The organism is Paenibacillus sp. 32352 (assembly GCF_002042965.1).
Classification (GTDB): domain Bacteria; phylum Bacillota; class Bacilli; order Paenibacillales; family NBRC-103111; genus Paenibacillus_S; species Paenibacillus_S vulneris.
The window spans coordinates 392,383-413,135 of record NZ_MZNT01000001.1; the positions used below are offsets into that span (position 1 = coordinate 392,383).

18 protein-coding genes and 1 pseudogene are annotated in these 20,753 nt (G+C 45.8%); 15 read left to right on the plus strand and 4 right to left on the minus strand.

Annotated elements, in window-relative coordinates:
* Positions 1-13: 13 nt before the first annotated feature.
* From B1728_RS01830 to B1728_RS01845, 4 genes are all read right to left on the minus strand, one after another.
* The gene (locus tag B1728_RS01830; protein WP_079908463.1) at positions 14-1,165 is read right to left on the minus strand and encodes a Ger(x)C family spore germination protein; all 1,152 of its coding nucleotides are present in this window, start codon (positions 1,163-1,165) and stop codon (positions 14-16) included.
* The gene (locus B1728_RS01835) at positions 1,162-2,355 is read right to left on the minus strand and encodes a GerAB/ArcD/ProY family transporter (protein WP_079908464.1); all 1,194 of its coding nucleotides are present in this window, start codon (positions 2,353-2,355) and stop codon (positions 1,162-1,164) included. Before B1728_RS01835 ends, B1728_RS01830 begins: the two co-directional genes overlap by 4 nt.
* Entirely contained in the window at positions 2,352-3,956 is a 1,605-nt protein-coding gene (locus B1728_RS01840; RefSeq protein ID WP_256865194.1) for a spore germination protein, read from the minus strand. Before B1728_RS01840 ends, B1728_RS01835 begins: the two co-directional genes overlap by 4 nt.
* 310 nt (positions 3,957-4,266) lie before the next feature.
* On the minus strand, positions 4,267-4,761 hold the full coding sequence (locus B1728_RS01845) for a MarR family transcriptional regulator (RefSeq protein WP_079908465.1): 495 nt from the start codon (positions 4,759-4,761) through the stop codon (positions 4,267-4,269).
* A gap of 231 nt (positions 4,762-4,992) precedes the next feature.
* Between B1728_RS01845 and B1728_RS01850 the strand changes: the two genes are divergently transcribed.
* The 15 genes and pseudogenes from B1728_RS01850 to B1728_RS01920 all read left to right on the plus strand — a co-directional run bounded on the left by B1728_RS01850 (position 4,993) and on the right by B1728_RS01920 (position 20,738).
* Positions 4,993-5,436, plus strand: coding sequence for an SgcJ/EcaC family oxidoreductase (locus tag B1728_RS01850; protein WP_079908466.1), 444 nt, complete (start codon positions 4,993-4,995; stop codon positions 5,434-5,436).
* A gap of 329 nt (positions 5,437-5,765) precedes the next feature.
* The gene (locus B1728_RS01855; protein ID WP_079908467.1) at positions 5,766-6,191 is read left to right on the plus strand and encodes a MarR family winged helix-turn-helix transcriptional regulator; all 426 of its coding nucleotides are present in this window, start codon (positions 5,766-5,768) and stop codon (positions 6,189-6,191) included.
* A 148-nt stretch (positions 6,192-6,339) separates the two neighbouring features.
* A pseudogene (locus tag B1728_RS01860) lies at positions 6,340-6,558 on the plus strand (MFS transporter); the annotation flags it as partial.
* Between the two features lie 185 nt (positions 6,559-6,743).
* Positions 6,744-11,498 carry an S-layer homology domain-containing protein gene (locus B1728_RS01865; protein ID WP_079908468.1) on the plus strand — a complete coding sequence of 1,585 codons (4,755 nt, stop codon included), beginning with the start codon at positions 6,744-6,746 and terminating at the stop codon, positions 11,496-11,498.
* 234 nt (positions 11,499-11,732) lie between these two features.
* The gene (locus tag B1728_RS01870) at positions 11,733-12,290 is read left to right on the plus strand and encodes a TetR/AcrR family transcriptional regulator (RefSeq protein WP_306293500.1); all 558 of its coding nucleotides are present in this window, start codon (positions 11,733-11,735) and stop codon (positions 12,288-12,290) included.
* Between the two features lie 84 nt (positions 12,291-12,374).
* Positions 12,375-13,751, plus strand: a complete 1,377-nt coding sequence (locus tag B1728_RS01875; RefSeq protein WP_079908470.1) for an MFS transporter — start codon at positions 12,375-12,377, stop codon at positions 13,749-13,751.
* A gap of 163 nt (positions 13,752-13,914) precedes the next feature.
* Positions 13,915-14,670: a DUF4184 family protein gene (locus tag B1728_RS01880; protein ID WP_079908471.1), complete on the plus strand. Its 756-nt coding sequence runs from the start codon at positions 13,915-13,917 to the stop codon at positions 14,668-14,670.
* Positions 14,671-14,930: 260 nt separating this feature from the next.
* Positions 14,931-15,422 (plus strand): HXXEE domain-containing protein, encoded by a 492-nt coding sequence (locus B1728_RS01885; protein ID WP_079908956.1) that lies wholly within the window; start codon positions 14,931-14,933, stop codon positions 15,420-15,422.
* A gap of 105 nt (positions 15,423-15,527) precedes the next feature.
* On the plus strand, positions 15,528-16,451 hold the full coding sequence (locus B1728_RS01890; protein ID WP_079908472.1) for a DUF7638 domain-containing protein: 924 nt from the start codon (positions 15,528-15,530) through the stop codon (positions 16,449-16,451).
* 77 nt (positions 16,452-16,528) lie between these two features.
* Positions 16,529-17,059, plus strand: a complete 531-nt coding sequence (locus B1728_RS36520) for a hypothetical protein (protein ID WP_218672283.1) — start codon at positions 16,529-16,531, stop codon at positions 17,057-17,059.
* A 154-nt stretch (positions 17,060-17,213) separates the two neighbouring features.
* Positions 17,214-18,014, plus strand: a complete 801-nt coding sequence (locus B1728_RS01900) for a DUF5984 family protein (protein ID WP_144027728.1) — start codon at positions 17,214-17,216, stop codon at positions 18,012-18,014.
* Positions 18,015-18,043: 29 nt separating this feature from the next.
* Positions 18,044-18,622, plus strand: a complete 579-nt coding sequence (locus B1728_RS01905; RefSeq protein ID WP_079908474.1) for a hypothetical protein — start codon at positions 18,044-18,046, stop codon at positions 18,620-18,622.
* 41 nt (positions 18,623-18,663) lie between these two features.
* Complete coding sequence (locus tag B1728_RS01910) at positions 18,664-19,032, plus strand: hypothetical protein (RefSeq protein WP_079908475.1); 369 nt, start codon at positions 18,664-18,666, stop codon at positions 19,030-19,032.
* Positions 19,033-19,207: 175 nt separating this feature from the next.
* On the plus strand, positions 19,208-20,254 hold the full coding sequence (locus tag B1728_RS01915; protein WP_079908958.1) for an alpha/beta fold hydrolase: 1,047 nt from the start codon (positions 19,208-19,210) through the stop codon (positions 20,252-20,254).
* Positions 20,255-20,408: 154 nt separating this feature from the next.
* On the plus strand, positions 20,409-20,738 hold the full coding sequence (locus B1728_RS01920) for a winged helix-turn-helix transcriptional regulator (RefSeq protein WP_079908476.1): 330 nt from the start codon (positions 20,409-20,411) through the stop codon (positions 20,736-20,738).
* Positions 20,739-20,753: the final 15 nt, after the last annotated feature.

The following is a 20,753-nucleotide window of genomic DNA, read 5'->3' on the forward strand; positions in this document are numbered from 1 at the left end:
CTGCCGCCCACCCTTACCTCATTTCCATTCCTGTATTCCGGATTTTCATATCGTAGCTGATTTGAATTTCTGCTTTGGCAAAGTCCTTTTCCCAATCCAGCTTCCGCCATAGTTCCGGATGAAAGGAATGGATTCTGCTGCCGAGCCCCAGTATATCCGAATTAAATTGTTTCTGAAGCTTGGCAATGACCGTTTTCGCTTCTTTCTCCAGGTATTTCTCGGCACCCTTTTCTAATTTGGAAATTTCTTCTTCTTTGAAAAGGTTCGAGCCGAACGTTTTCTCAAGCATATCTCCTTCCAGGAAAATTCGTGTTTTGGAGACGACATGTCCGTCGACGTAAGAAATCTCATTCCGGGATTTGATGAACTCCGTATTGATGGTAACCAGCCGGCTCGGATTGTCTTCATACGGAAAGGTGACGTTACCTCCGCTTTTCTTTTCACGGATTCTAAGAATTTGCCACGTATCCTGGCCTGGAAGGACGCCTACCATCCGTACCCCATGGAAAACGGCTACTCCTTCCCAGCGGATATCGTCGTCCTTCACTTCAACGTAATTCAAAAATGGGGCGCGCGTTTTGGAGGTCAGATCGATATAAAATTTTCCCAGGTTCATGTCCGGGATGCGCTCGCTTTTGGCTCCGTTTTCTATAAGGCTCATGACGTATACGATCGGGATTTGCTCTAGATTGGGACCGGCCTTCAGCAGATCCCGGGCTTCTCCCTTTACGATTAAAGGCCAAAGCAGCCGCCGGATTTGAGGATCTCTGCGGAATGGATCAAATATGTGGTTGACACCCTCACGGGCAGCGGCTTCCCCGATGGCGATGACCCTCGTATGTCCGTAAAAGAGCTCTTGATTCAGCCGCTTCTGCAGGTTTTGAAACGCTTCGACGACTGTCTTTCCTTCCGAGCTCATCACCCGAACCGCTTGCTTGCCGCCGCCCGCTCTCCCGCCGCTGGCTCCGGCGATTTTGATCGGAATAGGAATTTGTACGGTTACGAGCAAATGGGAAGGGTGCTCCTTGGATTTGTCGATCGCAATACCTACAACGGAGGTGCGCTCCTCGATCTCGCGCCGATCCCAACAGCCGGTCATCAGGAGCTGGGAGCCAAGCAAGCAGGCAAGCAGAGCCCATTTGAATACAGGTTGCTTGAAGGTCATTCCTTACCGCCCCCCAAATTAATCTGCGGACTGGTTGGCGCTTCCATGTTTTTGCCTCCGGTGCCTTTCTTACGAACGATGGCCAGCAGCAAAAGTACGATCGGGATGGAAAAAGCGAACAAACTGCCGAAATATCCTAAGTAGTCGGCATATTGAAACAGTTTCGCCGTGCTTGGAGGGTACATGGCCAGCAAGTAAAAGATAGGCATATGGATAAGCGCGATCAGCCTGTGCCCTTTCAACCGAAGTATTTGTCTCACCATGAGTGAGCTCGCATAATACGTATTGCCGACCGTCGTGAATACGGCGGCTACCCACACGCCAAGAAACGCGGATTCTACACGCTCCAGGATCAGTCCCGGCACCTGTGTCGTTTTGACCAGCTCCAGGGTGGGCCAAGCGAGCAGCTCCAGTTCATCAACCCCAAAAACGGCCGTCCCCGCAATAACGATCAGGGTATATACGATCCCCGGTATGGCTATACCCCACATACTGGCTTTCATAATTTTTTGAGTGGTCACGGTGAACGCTAGAAACATAAGCATGATCTCAAATCCAAGAAAGGAGGTTGACGATGAAGCGACTCCTTTCAGGAAATTGAGCCAGCTCACATGAAACATCGGAAATAAATTTTCCAAATTCGCGCTTTGGTACGAGGAGAGGGCAATACCGAGCAGCGGGATAACAATGATGACGAACAAGATTTCATTGACGCGCGCAAGCACTTCCACATCGTGTAACGTAAGAACAAAGGATACCAGCAGCATGGAGACGATAATGACCTCCAAAGGCGTTTTGATCAGGACGGTCGTGACGACCACTTCGCCGAAGGTTCTTGCAACAATGGCCGTGCTAATTACCCAGTACACATAATACGGAAGAAGGAACAGGAGACTGAGTATCCTCCCTACGGCAGGATACTTGGAGCTTCCCAGTATCGATCGGGAGTACTCGACTACGCTTTGGTACGGGAACCGTTTGGCCAGCAACGCAATGATATACATGGCCAACATAGACAGCAATGCACCCAGAATGGTCGAGAGCCAGCCGCTTTCCCGGGCATAGTGTACGGAGCTGCGGGGAAGGGTGAGGACTCCGACGCCAATGATGGTGCTTGCTATGAGCCAAGAGGATTGACGTACGGTCATCGTATTGGACGAATCGTTTTCCTGTACTCCGTTATGCTTCAATTTGTTGTCCCTCCTTCCTTCGGTCCCATTCTATTTTCATCTTTGGGTTTAAAAATTTTCGGACGTTTCTTCATCCAGTACAGTGGGGCGCGGATGACCGTATCTTTCATATCCGATATTTTGCTGGGCGCCAGAGGGGACAGGTAAGGGACGCCGAACGACTTGAGCGAGCACAAATGGATGATGATCAAGATCAGAAACAGCATGATCCCGTACAATCCGAATAACGCGGCGGCGATCATGACTGGAAATCGCAGCATCCGGAGCGCGATGGCGGCGCTGTAGCTAGGGGCCGCAAAGGAACCGATCGTCGTCAGAGCGACGACAATGACCATGATCGGGCTGACGATGCCGGCCTGCACCGCCGCTTGTCCGACAACCAGGGCGCCGACGATGCCAATGGTCGGACCGATCGGTCCGGGCAGCCGAACGCTGGCCTCCCGCAATATTTCCATCGTTACCTCCATTAGAAACGCTTCAACAATAGAAGGAAAAGGAACGGTGGATCGTCCCGCCGCCATCGCGATGACCAGCCTCGAAGGGATCATCTCCGGATGAAACGAGCTGAAGGCGATGTACAGAGAAGGCAGCAGCAGTGCCATAATCATGCTCAGGAACCGGATAAGCCGGATAAGAGTGCCGATGAGAAACCGTTCGTAATAATCCTCTGGACTGTGATAAAACTGGGAAAACACGGCAGGAGCGATGAGGCAGAACGGCGTACCGTCGCATAAGATGATCACTTTTCCTTCCAGTATATTGGCGGTCGCTTTATCCGGCCGTTCCGTATTCTGAATTAAGGGAAAAGGAGTCCAATGGGCGTCCTCGATCAGCTGCTCGATATATCCGCTTTCCATGGCGGCGTCGATGTCGATTGCCTCAATTCTTTGAATCACCGTGTTCACGATCTTCATGTTCGCTACGCCATCCAGGTAAATGACGGCGATATCCGTATTGCTCCGTCTTCCGACGGTCATATTTTTAATAACGAGCGACGGATCCTTCAGACGAAGCCGGATTTGTGCCGTGTTAACTCTCAACGTTTCAGTAAAGCCGTTGCGCGGGCCCCGCACGACCGATTCAGTTCTCGGCTCCTCGATCCCCCGTTTGTCCCAGCCCTTGGTGTTTAACAGATACGTCGTATTGGTTCCGTCCATAAGAAAGACGGTATCCCCCGATAAAATGCTGCGGATGGCTTTGTTCAAGGTGTTGGTTTCCCCAACCTCATTAATGGGCAAACCGTATTGCTTGAGCGTATCGAACACACGGCTCGAATCGGCGGATGGATCAGGCTCAAGGCCTTCGCGGGTGTTGAACATTGCCGCTTTTAAAATAAATTCATCAATAATGATGGCATTGGTTAATCCGTCAATATACACCAGCGCCGCAGCGTATCGTGGATTTCCCCCGATATGAAAATGGCGGATGACTAGATCATCGCTTTTGCCCAAAGATTTGTGAAGCGTTTGAATGTTATGCTCCAGCTGATGGCTGATCGCAATTTGCTCCATCTGGTTGAGCTTCTCATCCAGTTTAGCTTCGTCCGACGCCCGTTTTTTTTGTCTCAAGAAAGACATCGGATTGCGGATATCTTTGAACATAAGCGCATCCCTCCTATGTTTAGACATTCCCTGAACAGCCAAATTTATGCAAGCTTACTCTGCTGTTAAGCGTTTGACATCATTAGATGGAGCTTATCCAGAGGCTCAGGATATCCAGCTTTTGGGAGCGGCTGTCATCGGTGGATAACAAGGAGTGTGGCGGGATGTTTTCGCGGCACAAGAGCAAGGCATATGCAACAAGATACAGAGGGAGGATAGACGGTCTGAATACAGCATCGATAGAACGAAACTAAGGCCTCTGCCTATAAATAAGGCAAAGGCCTGCCAATATTGCCGTAGTGGAGCCTGCTTACGGTGCGCTGTCATTGTCCTTCTTCAGCTTGGTCATCTCAGTCAGCGTCATCTCATTACATTGTTTGATAAAGGTAAGGATCAACTGCAGCTCTTGATCTGTATATTGCGAGAGGATCTGGAGAGTCGATTGCATGACCGATTGGAACAGGGGTGAAATTTGAGCCGATCCTTCCGGTACGGGTTTGACGATGACGCGTCTGCGATCCTTCGGATCCTTATCTCTAACAACATAGCCTGCTTGTTCCAGACGGTCGATTACGCTCGTAACGGCTCCCGTAGTAAGACCGGTAAGCTGTGCCAGCTGTCCGGCTGTCGCGGGCCCGATTCCGTTCAAGTAATCCAGACATTTGTGATCGGTGGCATTCAAACCTAGCTTGTCGGAAATCAATTGGTGGAACATAACGGCACGTGCGCTGTTCTGCCGCAATTCGTGGAGTAAATTCTGCTGTATTGATGAAAGCTCGGCAAAAGGTAAACTATCCCTTGACATTTTCATACCTCCGCATTAAGATAAAAATATATCTTGATTCGTTAAGATAATTAATTGATGAAGAAAATTTATGCATTAAGATTTTGTTCCTCCCAAGTATATCACAAGTGATCTGAATGAACAAAAATCTTATCGTGGTAAGACAAATGGGTTGATTCTCATTGAAGTTCAATGGCTTATTTAAGCCTATCCGACCGGTGACGGTGGAAATAAAAAAGAGGAGCGATTAGCATGGATAGGAATCATTCGCAGGATATTGCAGAGATTAATGAGCTTTTTCAAAAGCTGAAATGGGCATGGGATCGAGGGGATGGAACGGCTTACGGTTCTTGTTTTACCGAAAATGCCGATTATGTGACCTTTCAGGGGGAACATTTGCAAGGGAGAAAAGCAATTGCCGAAACCCATCAACAGCTGTGGAACGGTGTACTACGGGGGTCTACGCTGGAAGGAGAGATCAAGAAGATCCGGTTCTTATCGCCGGAGACAGCGATCTTCCATGGACTTGGCGTCGTCAAATTAAGATGGCAAAAAACGGCCCCGAGCAAAAGAGACTCTATAAATACCAACATGGTTGTTAAACAGAACGGCAAGTGGGTCATAGCGGCGTTTCAGAACAGCAGAATCTCAGGACCGAGCCTGATGCAAAAAATATTCATGAAGGTAAGCAAATGACAAGAAGCTGTTGAGACAAGGGGTATCAATTGACCAGAAACAACGAGAGAGACGAATGTATTGAAACGGGAGGCACGGTTGCGATTCCTGTTACTATCGTGCCTTCGGTAACGTTTGCTTAGGCTATGCTTGCAGAGCTAACAGAGTGTAAATGACTAACATTCCCTACAATAGAACTGCTGTGGTATCAAAGGAATGGTGGAATGATGGCGGTCTTATTCTAATCCCTATCGTGTGGAGTCAGATAACCGGCGGTTGACTTCCTCGGCATAGTCTCTATATAATAGTCATAGCAACTATAGTCATGTCTAGTATACAGGAGGCAGCCTGTGGAGTTAGAAAAGTATATAGGTGTCATCGTACACCGGGCGGATCTGAAGCTTAATAATTTTTATCAGAAAGTGGTTAATCCCTTTGACATTACCGTTGACCAGTGGGAAATCCTGGTGATTCTGTGGGAGAAGGAAGGCATCACTCAGAAGGATCTCGCGGAAAGGCTGTATAAAGATCAGACGAATATTGCCCGGATGCTGTTCAAGCTGGAGAAGAAGGGTTTTGTCCATCGCGTGACCCACGAGACGGACCGCAGATCGCTGCGTGTGTATTTAACCGCCAAAGGCAGGGAGATCAAAGAGGATATTCTTGCTCCTTCGATTGAGGCTTATAAAAAAACGATAGAAGGCTTAACCGAGGAAGAAGTGGAGACCTTCAGAAGAATTCTCTCTGTTATGTATAACAACGTTAAGGACTTGTAGAGGCCTATGAGCACCTCTAGAAGTTTTTTACGATTATATAGATGCTATGGCAACTATCGTCAAGACGATTTTTTTGAACGAAGTGCCACATTTGATATTCATATACTTGCTATAGCAACTAGTGCTTTGGCAAGTAGATGGGGAGAACATGGAACAAGGCGCAAGGAAGACAGGAATATTCGATGCTGGTTATCGATCGCTGACCATCGGCATCATGTTGGCTGTGACTACGGTAGCATTCGAGAGTTTGGCCGTTACGACCATCGGGCCTGACGTGGCACGGCAACTGAATGGCATGAACTTATACGGATGGATTTTTAGCGCTTTTTTGCTGTCCCAGCTATGGGGAACGATGGTCATCGGGCAGTCGGGATAATAATAAAAAAAACCACCCCTATCATAAAAAATGACATCCCCCGCCATACGCTTGTATCCTACAATGAATGAAGCAACAAGAAGAGGGGAGACGATCGCTGCCATACCATTTTGTAAACGGTTCCGCCGATCAGAGTCATTTCATCATGGATTTATGAGGAAAGGGGTCAAACTGCAGTGAATGGTTTTATGCGTTTTAAGAAAACAACGGCGATATTATTGACCGCATTCATGGTCACCAGTTCCGGTATATGGAATGCTCCTTCCGTATCCGCAAGCAGTTCATCCGGTGTTGACGTTCTTGATCCGGATTTTATAGCAAGTCATGGCGGTAATTTTGTCCATATCGATGCAGATCCTAACCGATCGCCCTTTGATGTTTTCGGAGAGGCATTTGGCACGGATAATCCTGTTGAGGGTGCTACCAAAACAGTAAGACAAATTCTGCCCGAAGCGGCCAGGCATGTAGAAAATATATATGACGCCGCATTGGGACAGGAAGTATTCAAAGTCGAGGTCAACGGCAATGATTGCTATACCTGTTATTTGCATGGAACGACGTATGATCCGGCAACCGGTCAATTTACCGGCGGTAATGACGATAGACAAAGAATTGAAATCAGACCGGCTGAAGAAAGCAGGAATCTGGTAGCGGTTGAAAATGAAATCACAGCTTTTCACTGGAAGCTTAAGATCGATAAGGATATTCAGAAGCCCGACGGCTTTTTTCATATTTTCCAGTACAAGGCTTACAATTCCTTCGGTCTAGTCGGCAACAAATTACCGCTTCACGATGTGGCAAATTACCCGAACTTCTCCAGTTCCGAGGATGGCAATCCAATATTAACGTTCACAATATCGTCGTCGGCGACTCAGAATCTGGAGTTCCGTTATGCGGATATCGGAACGGATGCCGGGCAAGAAACGCTTGCGAGCGTGCCGCTCAACTCCGTTAAGGACAAGTGGGTCGATATTACAGTCAAAGTGCTCAACTCAGAGTATGGCTGGGTAACCATGACGATGAAGGATGCAGCGACCGGCAAAGTAATCATGGAATATAACGATCCGAACCGGGTTCTGGATATGTGGAGACGTCCCGAGATCAAGTATAACAATCAGACCTTTGAAGGGCCTTATCCTGCTGTGTCCAATATGATTAACCGTCCGAAATGGGGGATTTACCGTAAAGCGGACAAATCGAACCCGAATGTCAAGGATGCCAAAATTTATCTTGCCGATATGACAGTAGCCAAGTCTGCCGTAGGCGTGTCGTCCGTAAACCTTGCCTATAATAAAAAGGCTTACAATGTGGGGACAAAAACAGGGAATGCCCTTCAGTTAGCCAACGCAAAAGCGGAGAGACTAACGGATGGCGTACAAGTGGATCCGGTGAAATATACGAACTTGACTGCCGTACCCCTGAGTAATACATCCGCCCTTGGCGACTTAAGCTGGATGGGTACCGAAAGCTCCAAAAAAGGGAATGTTATTGTTGATTTAGGGAAGAAAATGGACTTTAACCAAGTAAAGCTTTTTGCAAAAACCTTGAGATTGAAATATGTTAATGTCTCCATCACAGATGATACGGCTGATCATGACGCAGGGGCTTTGGAATCCGTTTCGTTCACACCAGTAGATCCGTTGTATACAGATGGGGGCAAAGATTGGACTTACTTTAACGCTGCTAATGGCGGTGGAGATGATACGGCGGATAAACAATACATCATCGATCTTGGAAAAGCCTATTCGTCCAGATATGTAAAGTTTTATTTCGAAAATGGTTCTGGCTCTAATACAGCCGGCACTACGACAGCGCAAATGACAGGTCCTCCGCGTTTAACGGAGCTGGAGATTTATAACGCACCGCAAACGCCAAACAATGTAAAAGTAGATTACACCGGGGGTTCAGAAGCAACGATTTCATGGGATCCGGTGCCTGCTGATTATTTCGTGATTTATGATAACGGAAAACCATTCGTAGAGAATGCGGCTTCGAACAGCTTCAAGCTGACGAATTTAGATCCTGGTGCTGAGTACCAGTTTACCGTGAGAACCGCTTATACGGATCCGTATTCGTTCAAACCGATGCTTTCCGCGGAAAGTGAGGCAAAGGTGCTGCATACGGACGGAAATCCGATCATCCCTAACCCTCCTGTATCGGTTACAGCGACAGCCGTGTCGGATAAATCGATTAACGTCAGCTGGGACGCCGTATCGGATGCGCAGAGCTACAAGGTCGTATTGGCTACGGACGGTTATGAAAGAACTATCGCTAATGATTATAAGGATACCAGTTATACGATTAAAGACCTTTCTCCAGGCATGCCGTACCAGGTGAAGGTGTATTCGATAAGACGGGGTACTCCGTCGACAGCAGCTGCGGAAGGACAGATTATAACTACAGGGATCAGAAACCCTTCCGATAACCTATTGTTTAACAAGGAAGTTCAGTATTCTAGAGTCTGGAACGATGATACGAGCAGCTACGGCGCAGGTAAAGCTTTGGATAACGACGTGGACAGTTCCCGCTGGGTTGCTCTCAAAGGCTCCGCATCGGCATGGATGATGGTTGATATCGGGGAAACCACTCCGGTCAATACGTTTGAATATTACAGCTATCAGAATAAGCTGAAAAAGGTGTCTTTCTACTATGCAACGGATGGAGAGGCGTTCACAGATCCTAACAGCAGCAAGTGGATCAAAATCGTGACCGACGATCGTGTCAGTCAAGGAAAGTACGGCAATCCGGCAATTTCTAAAATTGCGGAGAGGATTACGATCCTTGCTCCCGTCAATGCAAGATTTATAAAATTTACGGTTGATGAAGTGGACGGAGACATTAATGTAAATGAAGTGAAGGCTTTCGGACCTATTTCCTTTGTAGGGGCATCTGCGCTAAAGGCTGTGAATAAGACAGATACCAGCGTCGATCTTAACTGGGGCGGCGCAACCACGAACCTGCCGGCTTCGAGCTACGAGATCTATCAAGGAAACGGCAAGCTAGCAACGGTATCTGCTAATGTATATAGCTATAAGGCAACGAATCTATCGCCAAATACGGATTATGCATTCAGAGTGAGGGCTGTAAGCGAGTCTGTATATAATTCCGTATATTCCACACTGGGCGGATTGACGCTTAAAGTCACTACATTACCAGCTTCGGGTACGGACCCAGGAACGACCGATCCAGGTACCACCGATCCGGGTACGACAGACCCAGGTACGACGGATCCAGGCACAACGGACCCTGGCACGAGCGACCCAGGCACAACCGATCCCGGCACGACCGATCCGGGTACAACGGATCCAGGAACGACCGACCCAGGTACACCAGAGCCAGGTGTCATCGCGGCTCCAACTGGACTTACAGCGGTACCAAGGAACAGCCAAGTCTTTTTGTCATGGAATACGGTCAGCGGTGCGACTTACTATAACGTGAAACGCAGTATGACGGCGGGAGGAGACTATTCTACAGTAGCTGCGAATGTAACAAACAATGTATATACAGATACCGGCTTATTGAACGGGACGAAGTATTATTACGTTGTAACGGCCGCCAATGCTAAGGGAGAAAGCATCAACTCAAGCGAAGTGTTCGTCACACCTTATGCAGTAAGCAGCGGCAGAGGCAGCAGTGGAAGCTCAGGCGGTACTTCTGCAGGAACCGGTACTCCAAGCGTACAGCCTTCCAAGGACGGGACACAGACGGTGACACTCGATCCTGTTATGGAGAAGGCGGATGACGGCCGTTCGATTGCGAAGGTAGCTCTCGATACAACGACGCTGGCCAAAGCAATGGAGGCACTAACATCTAACGGCTCCACAGCAAGCAAATTGACCATCGAAGCAAAACATGGTGACGCAGCGACAGCGAAATTCCAGCTTCCAGCACAGCCATTGGCGGATGCGTTGTCCAAATTACCTGCATTGATCTTGTCCGTGAAGTATGGCGATGTTACGTATGATCTGCCGATTAGAGCGGTTGATTTTGCTGGAATGGCTAAGTCACTTGGTGTAGACATGAAGGATTTGAGTATTACAATTACGATGGAAAAGGTGAACGATACGATTCTGGGGGCCATCAAGGATAGAGCCAAGCAATCCGGCTTGACGCTCCTGTCGGGAGCAATTGATTTTCAAGTTACCATAGAGGGCAAAGGAAAATCGGCTGCAGTAAATGATTTTGGACTTCATTATGTAACCAGAACGATGAACATCGGCAAATCGGTGGACGCGAAGAAGGCAACAGCCGTGCTGTATAACCCGTCGAACGGAGAGTTCAGCTTTGTGCCTGCGATCTTTACCACTGCAGGCGGCTCCACTCAAGTGATGATCCAGCGTCCGGGCAACAGCATTTATGCAGTAGCAGAGTCCTCCAAAACCTTTGCCGATATGAGCAATCATTGGGCTAAAGCCGATGTAGAGCTGCTGGCCTCCAAGCTAGTAGTCAAAGGAATGACGGATACCGGCTTTATGCCGGATAACCGGATTACCCGCGCGGAATTTGCAGCGATCCTGGTTCGCGGGTTGGGACTTTCCGAGAACAATGCGGCCAAGTTCAACGATGTAAAGACAACCGACTGGTATGCGGGTGCGGTTGGTACAGCTGCCAAAGCAGGTCTGGTTGACGGCTTTGAGGACGGCACATTCAAACCGGACGCTAACGTGACCCGTGAGCAAATGGCGGTCATGGTTGCAAGAGCAATGAAGATCACTACTAAGGAGCCTGATGCCGACATCAAAGCTCTGGATAAATTCACGGATCAAACGTCTATTAGCGGATGGGCTAAGGAGGCGACGGCACAAGCTGTGAACGCGGGCATTATTAACGGGATGACGGACCGTACCTTCGTTCCGGCGGAACATGCAACAAGAGCAGAAGCCGCCGTTATGGTCAAACGCCTTCTGCAATATGCACAGTTAATGAATTAACAAAGAGTTAGGGAACACCTTTGCCCCTCCAAACGCAATGAAGAGAGAGGGCAGAGGTGTTTTTTTGCTTACATCCGTTATTGCTCAACCCGTGATAAGGAGGGGATGGTTATGGAAAAGACACTTGACTTTTGAACGGAAAAGATTTACCATGTTTTCACATGTAAGTGATCACTTGCATATAAAAGAAAGGAGGAGAGCCGCATTAGCAAGGAGATGAGCAGCAGTGACAGATTGCTTACGGCCGTGATCGAGCTTGTTGCCGAGAGAGGGTACAACGGCGTCTCAACCAAAGAAATTGCAGCCGCAGCCGGAGTGAACGAAGTGACGCTGTTTCGGCTTTTTGGCAGCAAGCAAAATCTTCTGGAGACAGCCTTTCATCAGCATCATTACAGTGAAGAAATGACGAGGCTGTTTCAAGAAAAGCTTGTATGGGATTTGCACGCCGATCTGCTCTTGATCAGCCGTACCTATCACGAGGCGATGAACCGCAACCGGAAAATTATCCAGATTGCCCTTAAAGAAGGGAGTGTCTTTTCGGAGTTTCGGGAAAAAGCAAATAAACACCCTCAGAAATTGAAAGAGCTGCTGGCGAACTATTTTCAGACCATGCATGAAAAAGGAAAGCTGATCGAAGCGAATTGGGAGCTGCAGGCCTTGTCGTTTATGTGGATGAACTACGGAGCCTTCGTCAGCAATCTCCACTCGGACAGTCCGAGCTTTCCCGCAGCCCCGATGAATGCATTTATTGAGGAAAGCGTACGCACCTTTGCTAGGGCATTAACCCCCTAGTATTATTTTTAACTGTGATGTAAGTAAGTACTTGCACACAAGAAATAATCATATAATAATAAACATCTGGAGGGGAAAAAGCTTATGAATACGGATGTAAAGCAGCAAGGGGACTCGCTGATACGTATCCTGATGTTTACCGTCATGCTGTCCTCGATGAGCGCTCTCATGTTTAACATTGTCCTGCCGGAAATGAGTGAGGAGTTTCAGCTTTCCATCGCTCAGGTTAGCTGGATTTCATCGGCCTATACGTTGATTTATGCCGTAGGAACGGTAACCTATGGGAAGCTGGCCGATCAATATAAGCTGAAAAGCGTCATCACCTTCGGGCTCGTCTTGTTCGGAGTCGGCTCATTGATCGGTCTGTGCTCCCAAACCTTCGTCATGGCGTTAATCGGAAGATGTATTCAGTCAGCTGGCGCGGCCGCTATTCCTGCAACGGCAATGCTGATTCCCGTACGCTATTTTGCCCCTGAACGGAGAGGGGTGGCTCTGGGGATGACGGCTACGGGGTTAGCGCTAGGCAGCGCTATTGGACCGGTCGTATCCTCCCTTATCGTGAGCGTAGCCCACTGGAGGTGGCTATTTGCCGTGCCGCTGCTCATTCTGATCACACTTCCTTTCTACCGCAAGCATCTGGGGGACGAACGGGGGACTCCAGCTCCCTTCGATTGGATAGGCGGCCTAGCCTTAGCGCTTACCGTAGTGCTGCTTTTAATCAGTGTTACCAACGGGGGATGGTGGTTTGCGTTAGGCGGCTTGATCTCAGCGGCAGGCTTTATATGGCGAATCCACACGGTAGCCGTACCGTTCGTTCAACCGGGGTTGTTCCGGCATCAGCCGTATGCTTCAGGGGTTGTACTGGCATTTATCATCAATGGCATCGGGATGTCCCTGTACTTTATTACCCCATTGCTGCTGTCACAAGTCCATCAGCTGTCTCCTCAGTGGATCGGCATGGCGATGGTCCCGGCGGCCGTTGCATCCGCTATCTTGGGCCGCAAAGGCGGAAAGCTGGCAGATGCCAGAGGCAACGCCTTTCTTTTTAACACGGCATCCTTGCTTCTTATAGCATGCTTCCTGCTGCTCTCAGCCTTCTCAGGGATCTCCCCGTTATGGGTGTCAGCCATTCTGATCCTCGGGAATGTAGGCCAGTCCTATATGATGATTACGATGTCCAACACCATCTCCAGAACTTTGGAGCCGAAGCAAACGGGAGTCGGCATGGGGATGTTCTCGATGCTGAACTTCATTTCACAAGCGATTGGAACAGGGGTGTACAGCACCATATTGGATATCCGGACCACACACTCCTGGAATCCGTTGAATCTCACTCCGGGAGGCGCCATATTCAGCAATATCTTTCTCGTCCTCGGCGGGTTGCATGTGCTTATTTTCATGGCTTACTATTTTCAATATAGCGCTTCCCGTACCAGAGCAGAGGTAAGAAAACAAGGGTGAGTGCGGTATCGCGGCTTATAGCAGATGGGGCTGGAAAAAGGGTTCGCTGAGTCTTAAGCAAAAGACTTTGCAGGCCTCTTTTTCATTTCCAATATTTACATCGAATGTTATGATGAAAGTGCGGGTTTTCATAAGCTGAGTCTTTTTATCAAGGAGTGATGGTTTGCCGTTTACATTTGCTCACCCATTGTATTCGTTGCCTATTAAATACATCAGGCCCCGATATTTTAGTTTAGTAGGACTTATTCTCGGAAGCATGTCTCCGGATTATGGGTATTTTATTGCGCTGGAGCCTTATCAAACGATAGGCCATACCCATAAGGGACTTTTATTGCAGGCGCTTCCCATAAGTGTAATCTTATTAATCCTGCTTCACCTGATAATGAAACCTTTAGCAGCCCATCTGCCTTCTGTGTTTCATCTAGATGTCAGAGCGAGCCATCTCATCCGACACTTTGATTTTCGAAATGTGAAGAATTGGATTGTATTTGTCGTTTCCGTTGCACTCGGCTTCTATAGTCACATTTTTGTGGACGCGTTCACACATCAATCTGGTTATTTTGTTATGAGGTATCCTGTTCTTCAAAAAACGTATGGATCCGTCCCGTTATATAAGCTGCTTCAATACGTTCTCTCTCTCATCGGTTTGGCGGCCCAGGGCTTTCTAATAGTAGTGCTGCTAATCAAAACCCCGAATACTGCAAAAAACTTTAGAAAAATAGACTCGAAGAGAAAGCTATATTATTGGCTAGTCGTATTGATTACAGGGATAGCTGTCGTCATCGCAAAGCTGCTGTTTACTTCAAGCACCAATGTTGCAGGAATTCTTGTCGTCTCATCGATATCAGGATTTTTCATAGGGCTGATTGCAGCGAGTGTTATTTTCGGGGGGAATAATGAAAAGAAATCACGTCGATGAAATATGGGATCAAGAAGAAAAGGAAATTTATTCATCACCTATGCCCCTGTGGACGTATCTTGGTCTCGGAAAAATCGTTTAGTTATTGAGCATGGCGGAGGACAAATATTTAAACAAGTAAGGAGACATAGAGGGATTGAAATTAGCTATTAATAATAGCGTCTCGAGAGGAAATGGCGTTTGGACGACTGTGGTTAAGGAAGTGATATTCATTGATAGAATCTATCGACTCATTAATAAGTCTAAACGGTTTAATCTGGATGTCCTTGGTTATGTTCGTCATACACGACTTGGAGGAAATTATTTGGGTGGAGCCGGTTATCAAGAAGCATAGGAAAACCATATTAAGTCGGTTACCTAACGGGTTAAAAACAAAAGCAGAACCAATGCTGGATATAACCAGCAGCCAGTTTGCCGTTGCTGTATGGATTGAATTTATTCCTTTAACATTCGTAATCTATTTGGCAGCAGAGCGCGGCGAGTATTTGGGGTACTTGGCTTTTATCACGATATTTTTTATTCATGTATTTACGCATCTGGGGCAATCCCTGCTGCTTAGGATTTACACTCCGGGGGTCGTTAGTGCAGTGCTGGTTGTTCTTCCATTTACAAGCTATGTGCTGTATCGAATGACAAATGAATCGTTAGTAAGCTGGAATGAAGTGTTTGTGAGCATACCGTTTGGCTTGATCCTTATTCCTATTGTTCTGGCGGGACACAAAATTGGCAAGAAGCTGGTTGCTAGTGGGTAGGGAGGAAGTTTTTTTAGGTTTTGATCAAGAAGTAACGTGCAGCCTGCTTTGCTTTAAACTGTCTTGCTAAAACTAAAAGTTATTTTGTATTGGAGTGTTTTACAATTGAAAAAAATTCAAAGAACAAAAACGATAGAGGGTACGTCAATCCCTGGGATTATTCATAATGGGGGTCATTATTTTTATATCAACGTGGATATCTATGAGGATGGGATGACGAATTGCTGGGAGCTTGTCGATTTAAAAGGATTGGAAAGCAAAATAGATTCGAATTGGTTAACTCCCGTTGTTCCAGCCGGTGATACGATTTCCATTCACGGCCTTGGGTCATACAGAATCGATGAAGCGAACTGGAAGTTTAACAAAAAGAGCTATTACAAACATATCAAAGAGACCATGAGAGTACTCAATCCGGAATTCGTTAATATCTACGAAATTTCAAATCGGGAGAAGACATTATCCGAGACGAGAAGAATCGTTCATTCTCCTAGAGCGACGGATTTTTATGTAGAGAATGAAATGTTTTATCAAACTGTTGAGGGAAATGGCTTTTTCATTTTTATGAAATATGAGGCGAAGCATTATTTAGTTAATTTGATTGCATATAGGAACGGGCTAGTTGTCATCTACAATTTGCCGAACGAAGTGCAATATCGAGTGGGAGAAATAGGGCCGTTATTTGAGAATGGAACTTTTTTCTCTACTTACGATAACCCTATACCGATTACTTTATCGGATCTAGGCGAAGTTATTTTATCCAAACCGTTATATGCCACAAATATTGAAGAAAAGTATAAGGAGCTTATGGATATTTACAAAAAGCTGAATGGAGAAAAATCATCGCTAGAAGCTTGTAGAGAAGCTTATTATTCCTATTTAGAAAATCCGAGCGAGTTCTACAGAGAAAATTTAAGAAAGAAATATGAACTTGTACCTGAACACGAAAGAAGATACTTGGGTGATATGGACAGCAAGGATTCGGATTATCGAAGAATATTATATAGGCCCAACGTGAAACGAGAGGTTTAAAGCAGGGGATAACCATGTATGCTGTCGGGTTCGATCCAGGGGAAGTATGGATAAAATATTGGGAGGTTTCTACAACCATGACAATGAATTTAAGAATAATTAACGAAAATACCGAGGAAGGATTTCAGGATCTTGAATTTAGTATTGTCGATTACAAAAGAGATGAACATTCGAATCATATTATTAAAGCATTAGGTATTTGTAATAACGAAGTGGTTGGATTTGAAGTGGTCTTTAAGCCGGATATGTTACCGGGAGTCGTTCATGGCGAACTGGATAGAAATGCATTTTGTCCCGGCGGGATTCAAATAAGATCGATAGGAATGGAATCCGATGTCTTTATTGAGAAGCTGTCAGGGTTATACGAGCTGGCAAACGATAAAAAGCAAATGAAAGATACCATTATATTGACCAGCTTCGCCTTGCAGGGAGATCCACGGGCTTTTGCTAACGAGTATTTAAAGTTTAAGGTCTTTTACGATGATCAGGATGAGTTAGGATTATACTCTGAACTTTACATCAATATCAATTTACAGGAAAAAATATTGGAGTTGAACGAAAAGGATACGGGATATAGAGGTAATCTATTGAAAGCATTTAGTAAGTGACCTGCAAGAGGAATCTGATTGGGGTAGGTAAAACCTGCGGTATATTACGAATCATAGGCTCTCAGGGATTTCGGGCGAGAGTGAGACGGATAATCTTTACTACATAACTGCTGGTGGCATAAAACACGAATTATTAGGCTATAGAATTCAGGAGGTGACTTTTCTGATCCGCTATAAATTAAAAGATATCCAACATATCTCTCCTTGGGAAGATAACGAGAATCTAATGCTACATTGGTTTGCATTAACTGACGCATACTATTGGTTTGATTTTGATGGATTAAACTTCCCTAAGTATAGTGATGAAATCATGGTGGAGTGGGGTCAGTCTGCAGATTGGCCTTATATCGATTATCAATTCGCTCGCATATTTTGGGATATTTATGATCTCCTTCCATACATCGAAAATCCAGTTCCTGATGACATATTTGAGACAATTAACTCCATTGATAAATTAGAAAAATACCAGGCAGCATTGAAAAATTGGCTAACTAATTCGTGGGACAAAAGTGAAGAACAATATGAGCATATTTATGACACCGCAAGAAGTTGGCTTTATGCTAGAAGATTAGACTTCGGATATTTGGTCGGAGGCCCGGATTTATTTTTTATCAGGAATAAAGATAAAATTCACATCTATTGGATAACTGATTATAGGCATGAAAATGGAATCCCTTTTTGGAAGGAAGTACGGGGAGAATATTGTTGTGACTTTAACCAATTTTTTATTGAGTTAGTTAAAGGTTTCAAAAGGTTTGGTCTAGATATGCAAAAACAAATATTAAATTTAGCTGAAAATAAACTCGATAATATAAAGGTAGATATGGAACGGATCAGAGAGAATCAAACTCAATACGAAGATTTAGTAACCTCAATAGAAAAAAAGCAATTACTAGCCCGGTGTGAATATGATTGGAATAATGTACGAGAAAAAATAAAGGAAGTAATTCGATAACCTAAACACTCGAAAGGACTCTATAAACTATGCATAGAAAATTCATTTTCTTTAATGACTCCAATTTCATTGAAGAATTTACAGATTACTGTGATAGATTTGTATACATTCAGCAAGATTATGAGAAGTTTTCTAGATTAGTTATCTGGCCCAATAACAACGCTATAGAAACCTTAACTGAGCTTATAAAGGGAAGTTCAGCGCCGTATGAAATGCTGTATATTTTAAGGACCTCCCGATGCAACAACGAGGAAGCCAGATATAAGCAGGAAGGGTTAACCTTAGACAAGCTGCAGGAGTTTCTCGAATCCTTTCATGCATTTTTGGAATATGACAGCCGGCATAGATTAGTTATTCGCTCTTCCGACGAGAAGTTAACTTATTTTGTTTTTGATGAAGATAACCTTATTTTAGCGTATGGCAATGTGGAACAGTTTAAATCTATATTGCACTCATTAGGTTTTGAGGAATATGATAAGCCGATAATTCACCCAGACCCGCATATGCATATGTATCACGAGAATCTAGATATCTTCGAAGAAAAGATATTGAACTATTTTCCTTGGAAGAAAGGTGAATTGCAGACGGTTGATCAATACTTCGCTTGAAACCACGGGTTATTCGAAGTGTAGTGATGAGGAGTCAAAGAATGAAAAATGATCAAAAAACTATTTATTCAATTTATGTCGTAAGCGGGCTCCTAGTAATAGCCACGGTACTAACCTTTGCTGTAATTAACTTCTACAATCATTATTCACAACCGTATACACTTAATGTGTATGGAGGCTCGTATGATGAGGAATCCAAAATGGTAGGGACCAATATAAGCTCCAAGAAAATAAAAGCTATTTCGTACAGGGGAGAATTTGATCCTGATTATAAAAAATACGGTAAAAAATATGTACTTACGGAATACAATAAGTGGCGAAATAAGTATGATTCCAGGAAAACGGATTATATTGTTAGATTTAAAACCGATAGTATTGAAGAACTAAACCAATATCTCTCAAGCCACTAACTTCTATGAAAGTCTTTAAACAGAAAAGGCAGGAATGTATGGGAAATGAACGTTTAGCATTTGTATGCAAGGCTTGCAACAGGCAGCTGAAAGATGCTTGCATGGTAAAGAGGGCTTTGACATGAGCTAATAAAATTAAGAGGGAAGCAAAATAGGGAGATATCGATTGAACCGAATAAAAGTAAAAGCAGGACTGACCGTTGCCGCGGTCATTGCTATTCTATTAGCGCTTGGGTTGATATTCCCCACCTGGACGCCTTCGATTCAAGGAGAACGGAGTATCAGCAGGTTGGAGCAAATCCAAATCAATGGAGCAGGGCATGAAGTCATGATTAGAGGCAAGGATGTTCGCAATCCGATCCTTATTTTTGTGCATGGCGGGCCGGGCTGCTCAGAGATTCCGTATGTGAGGAAGTACCAGCAGCTTTTGGAAGAGCATTTCACCATAGTGCATTACGATCAACGGGGGAGCGGGAAATCGTATCATTTTGGGGAAGATTACACGAAGGTTTCGACCGATGTACTCGTTGATGATTTATTGGCATTGACCGATTATGCTGCTGAGAAGCTTGGACAAAAGAAAGTGCTGCTGATAGGCCATTCGTTTGGAACCTATATCGGGATGAAGGCCGCGGCCAGATCCCCTGAGCGTTTTTCGGCTTATATTGGCATAGGCCAGGTAGCCGATCAGGTACAGAGCGAGCTGGACGGCTGGGAATTTGTCCTTGAGCAGGCAAAGCGGGCCGGCAACGCGAAGGATGTCAAGCGCTTGGAGCTTCTGCATGATTCTATAGCCGGAGGGTCACAGCTGACTCCACGGGGGATGGTTCGCAAATATGGCGGTGCCGCCAGGCTCATTGACGACATTATGGATTATTATAAAGGCTTCCTTCTACAGCCCGAGTATAATTTGCTGGACGTAATCCGTTTCTTAAGAGGAGTCTCCGTAACGCAGCAGCCGCTGTTGAAGGAGGAAGCGGCGCATCCTTTGGCAAGCCTGGTCAAAAGATTGGAAATCCCCTGCTATTTTGTCATGGGGCGATACGACTATATGACCTCTGCCCGAGCGGCCAAATCCTATATGGATACGCTGGAGGCTCCGGAGAAGCATTTTGTGCTGTTTGAGCAATCCGCCCACTATCCGCAGTTCGAGGAAAAAGAGCATTTCGCCGAATGGTTGAGCCAAACAGCGAGAGAGCTTGGATTACATAAGGAATCCTAGAATTGCAGCAATTAGAATAGAGCATGACTAGCTGAGCTGCAGGTTCTTTTCCTTTGATTTTCAGCAACCAGTCAACTATGCTTGTAACATAGGATTGCTATTAGGGATTGCCGTATTTTTGAATAAAAGCTTGTGAAAGGAGCAAGAAGGTATCTTGAGACCGACCGATTCTGATTACGCCGCCAACGTAACGTTAGGCATTCTTGAAGGAAAGTGGAAGCTGCTGCTTATTTGCCATCTGCGAAACGGCACGAAGCGATTCAGCGAGTTTACTCAATTGATTCCGGGCCTGACGCAAAAAGTACTGACGTACCAGCTCAGAGAGCTGGAATCTCATGGCTTGGTGAAGCGTGAAATCTATCCGGAAATTCCTCCGAAGGTGGAATATTCCTTGACCCCTTACGGTGAGAGCCTGATCCCGCTGCTGGATCTGATGAATCAATGGGGCAAGGAGCATTTGGCTCGTTCCAGGCAAATTTGTTAGGCAGCCCCCAAATCC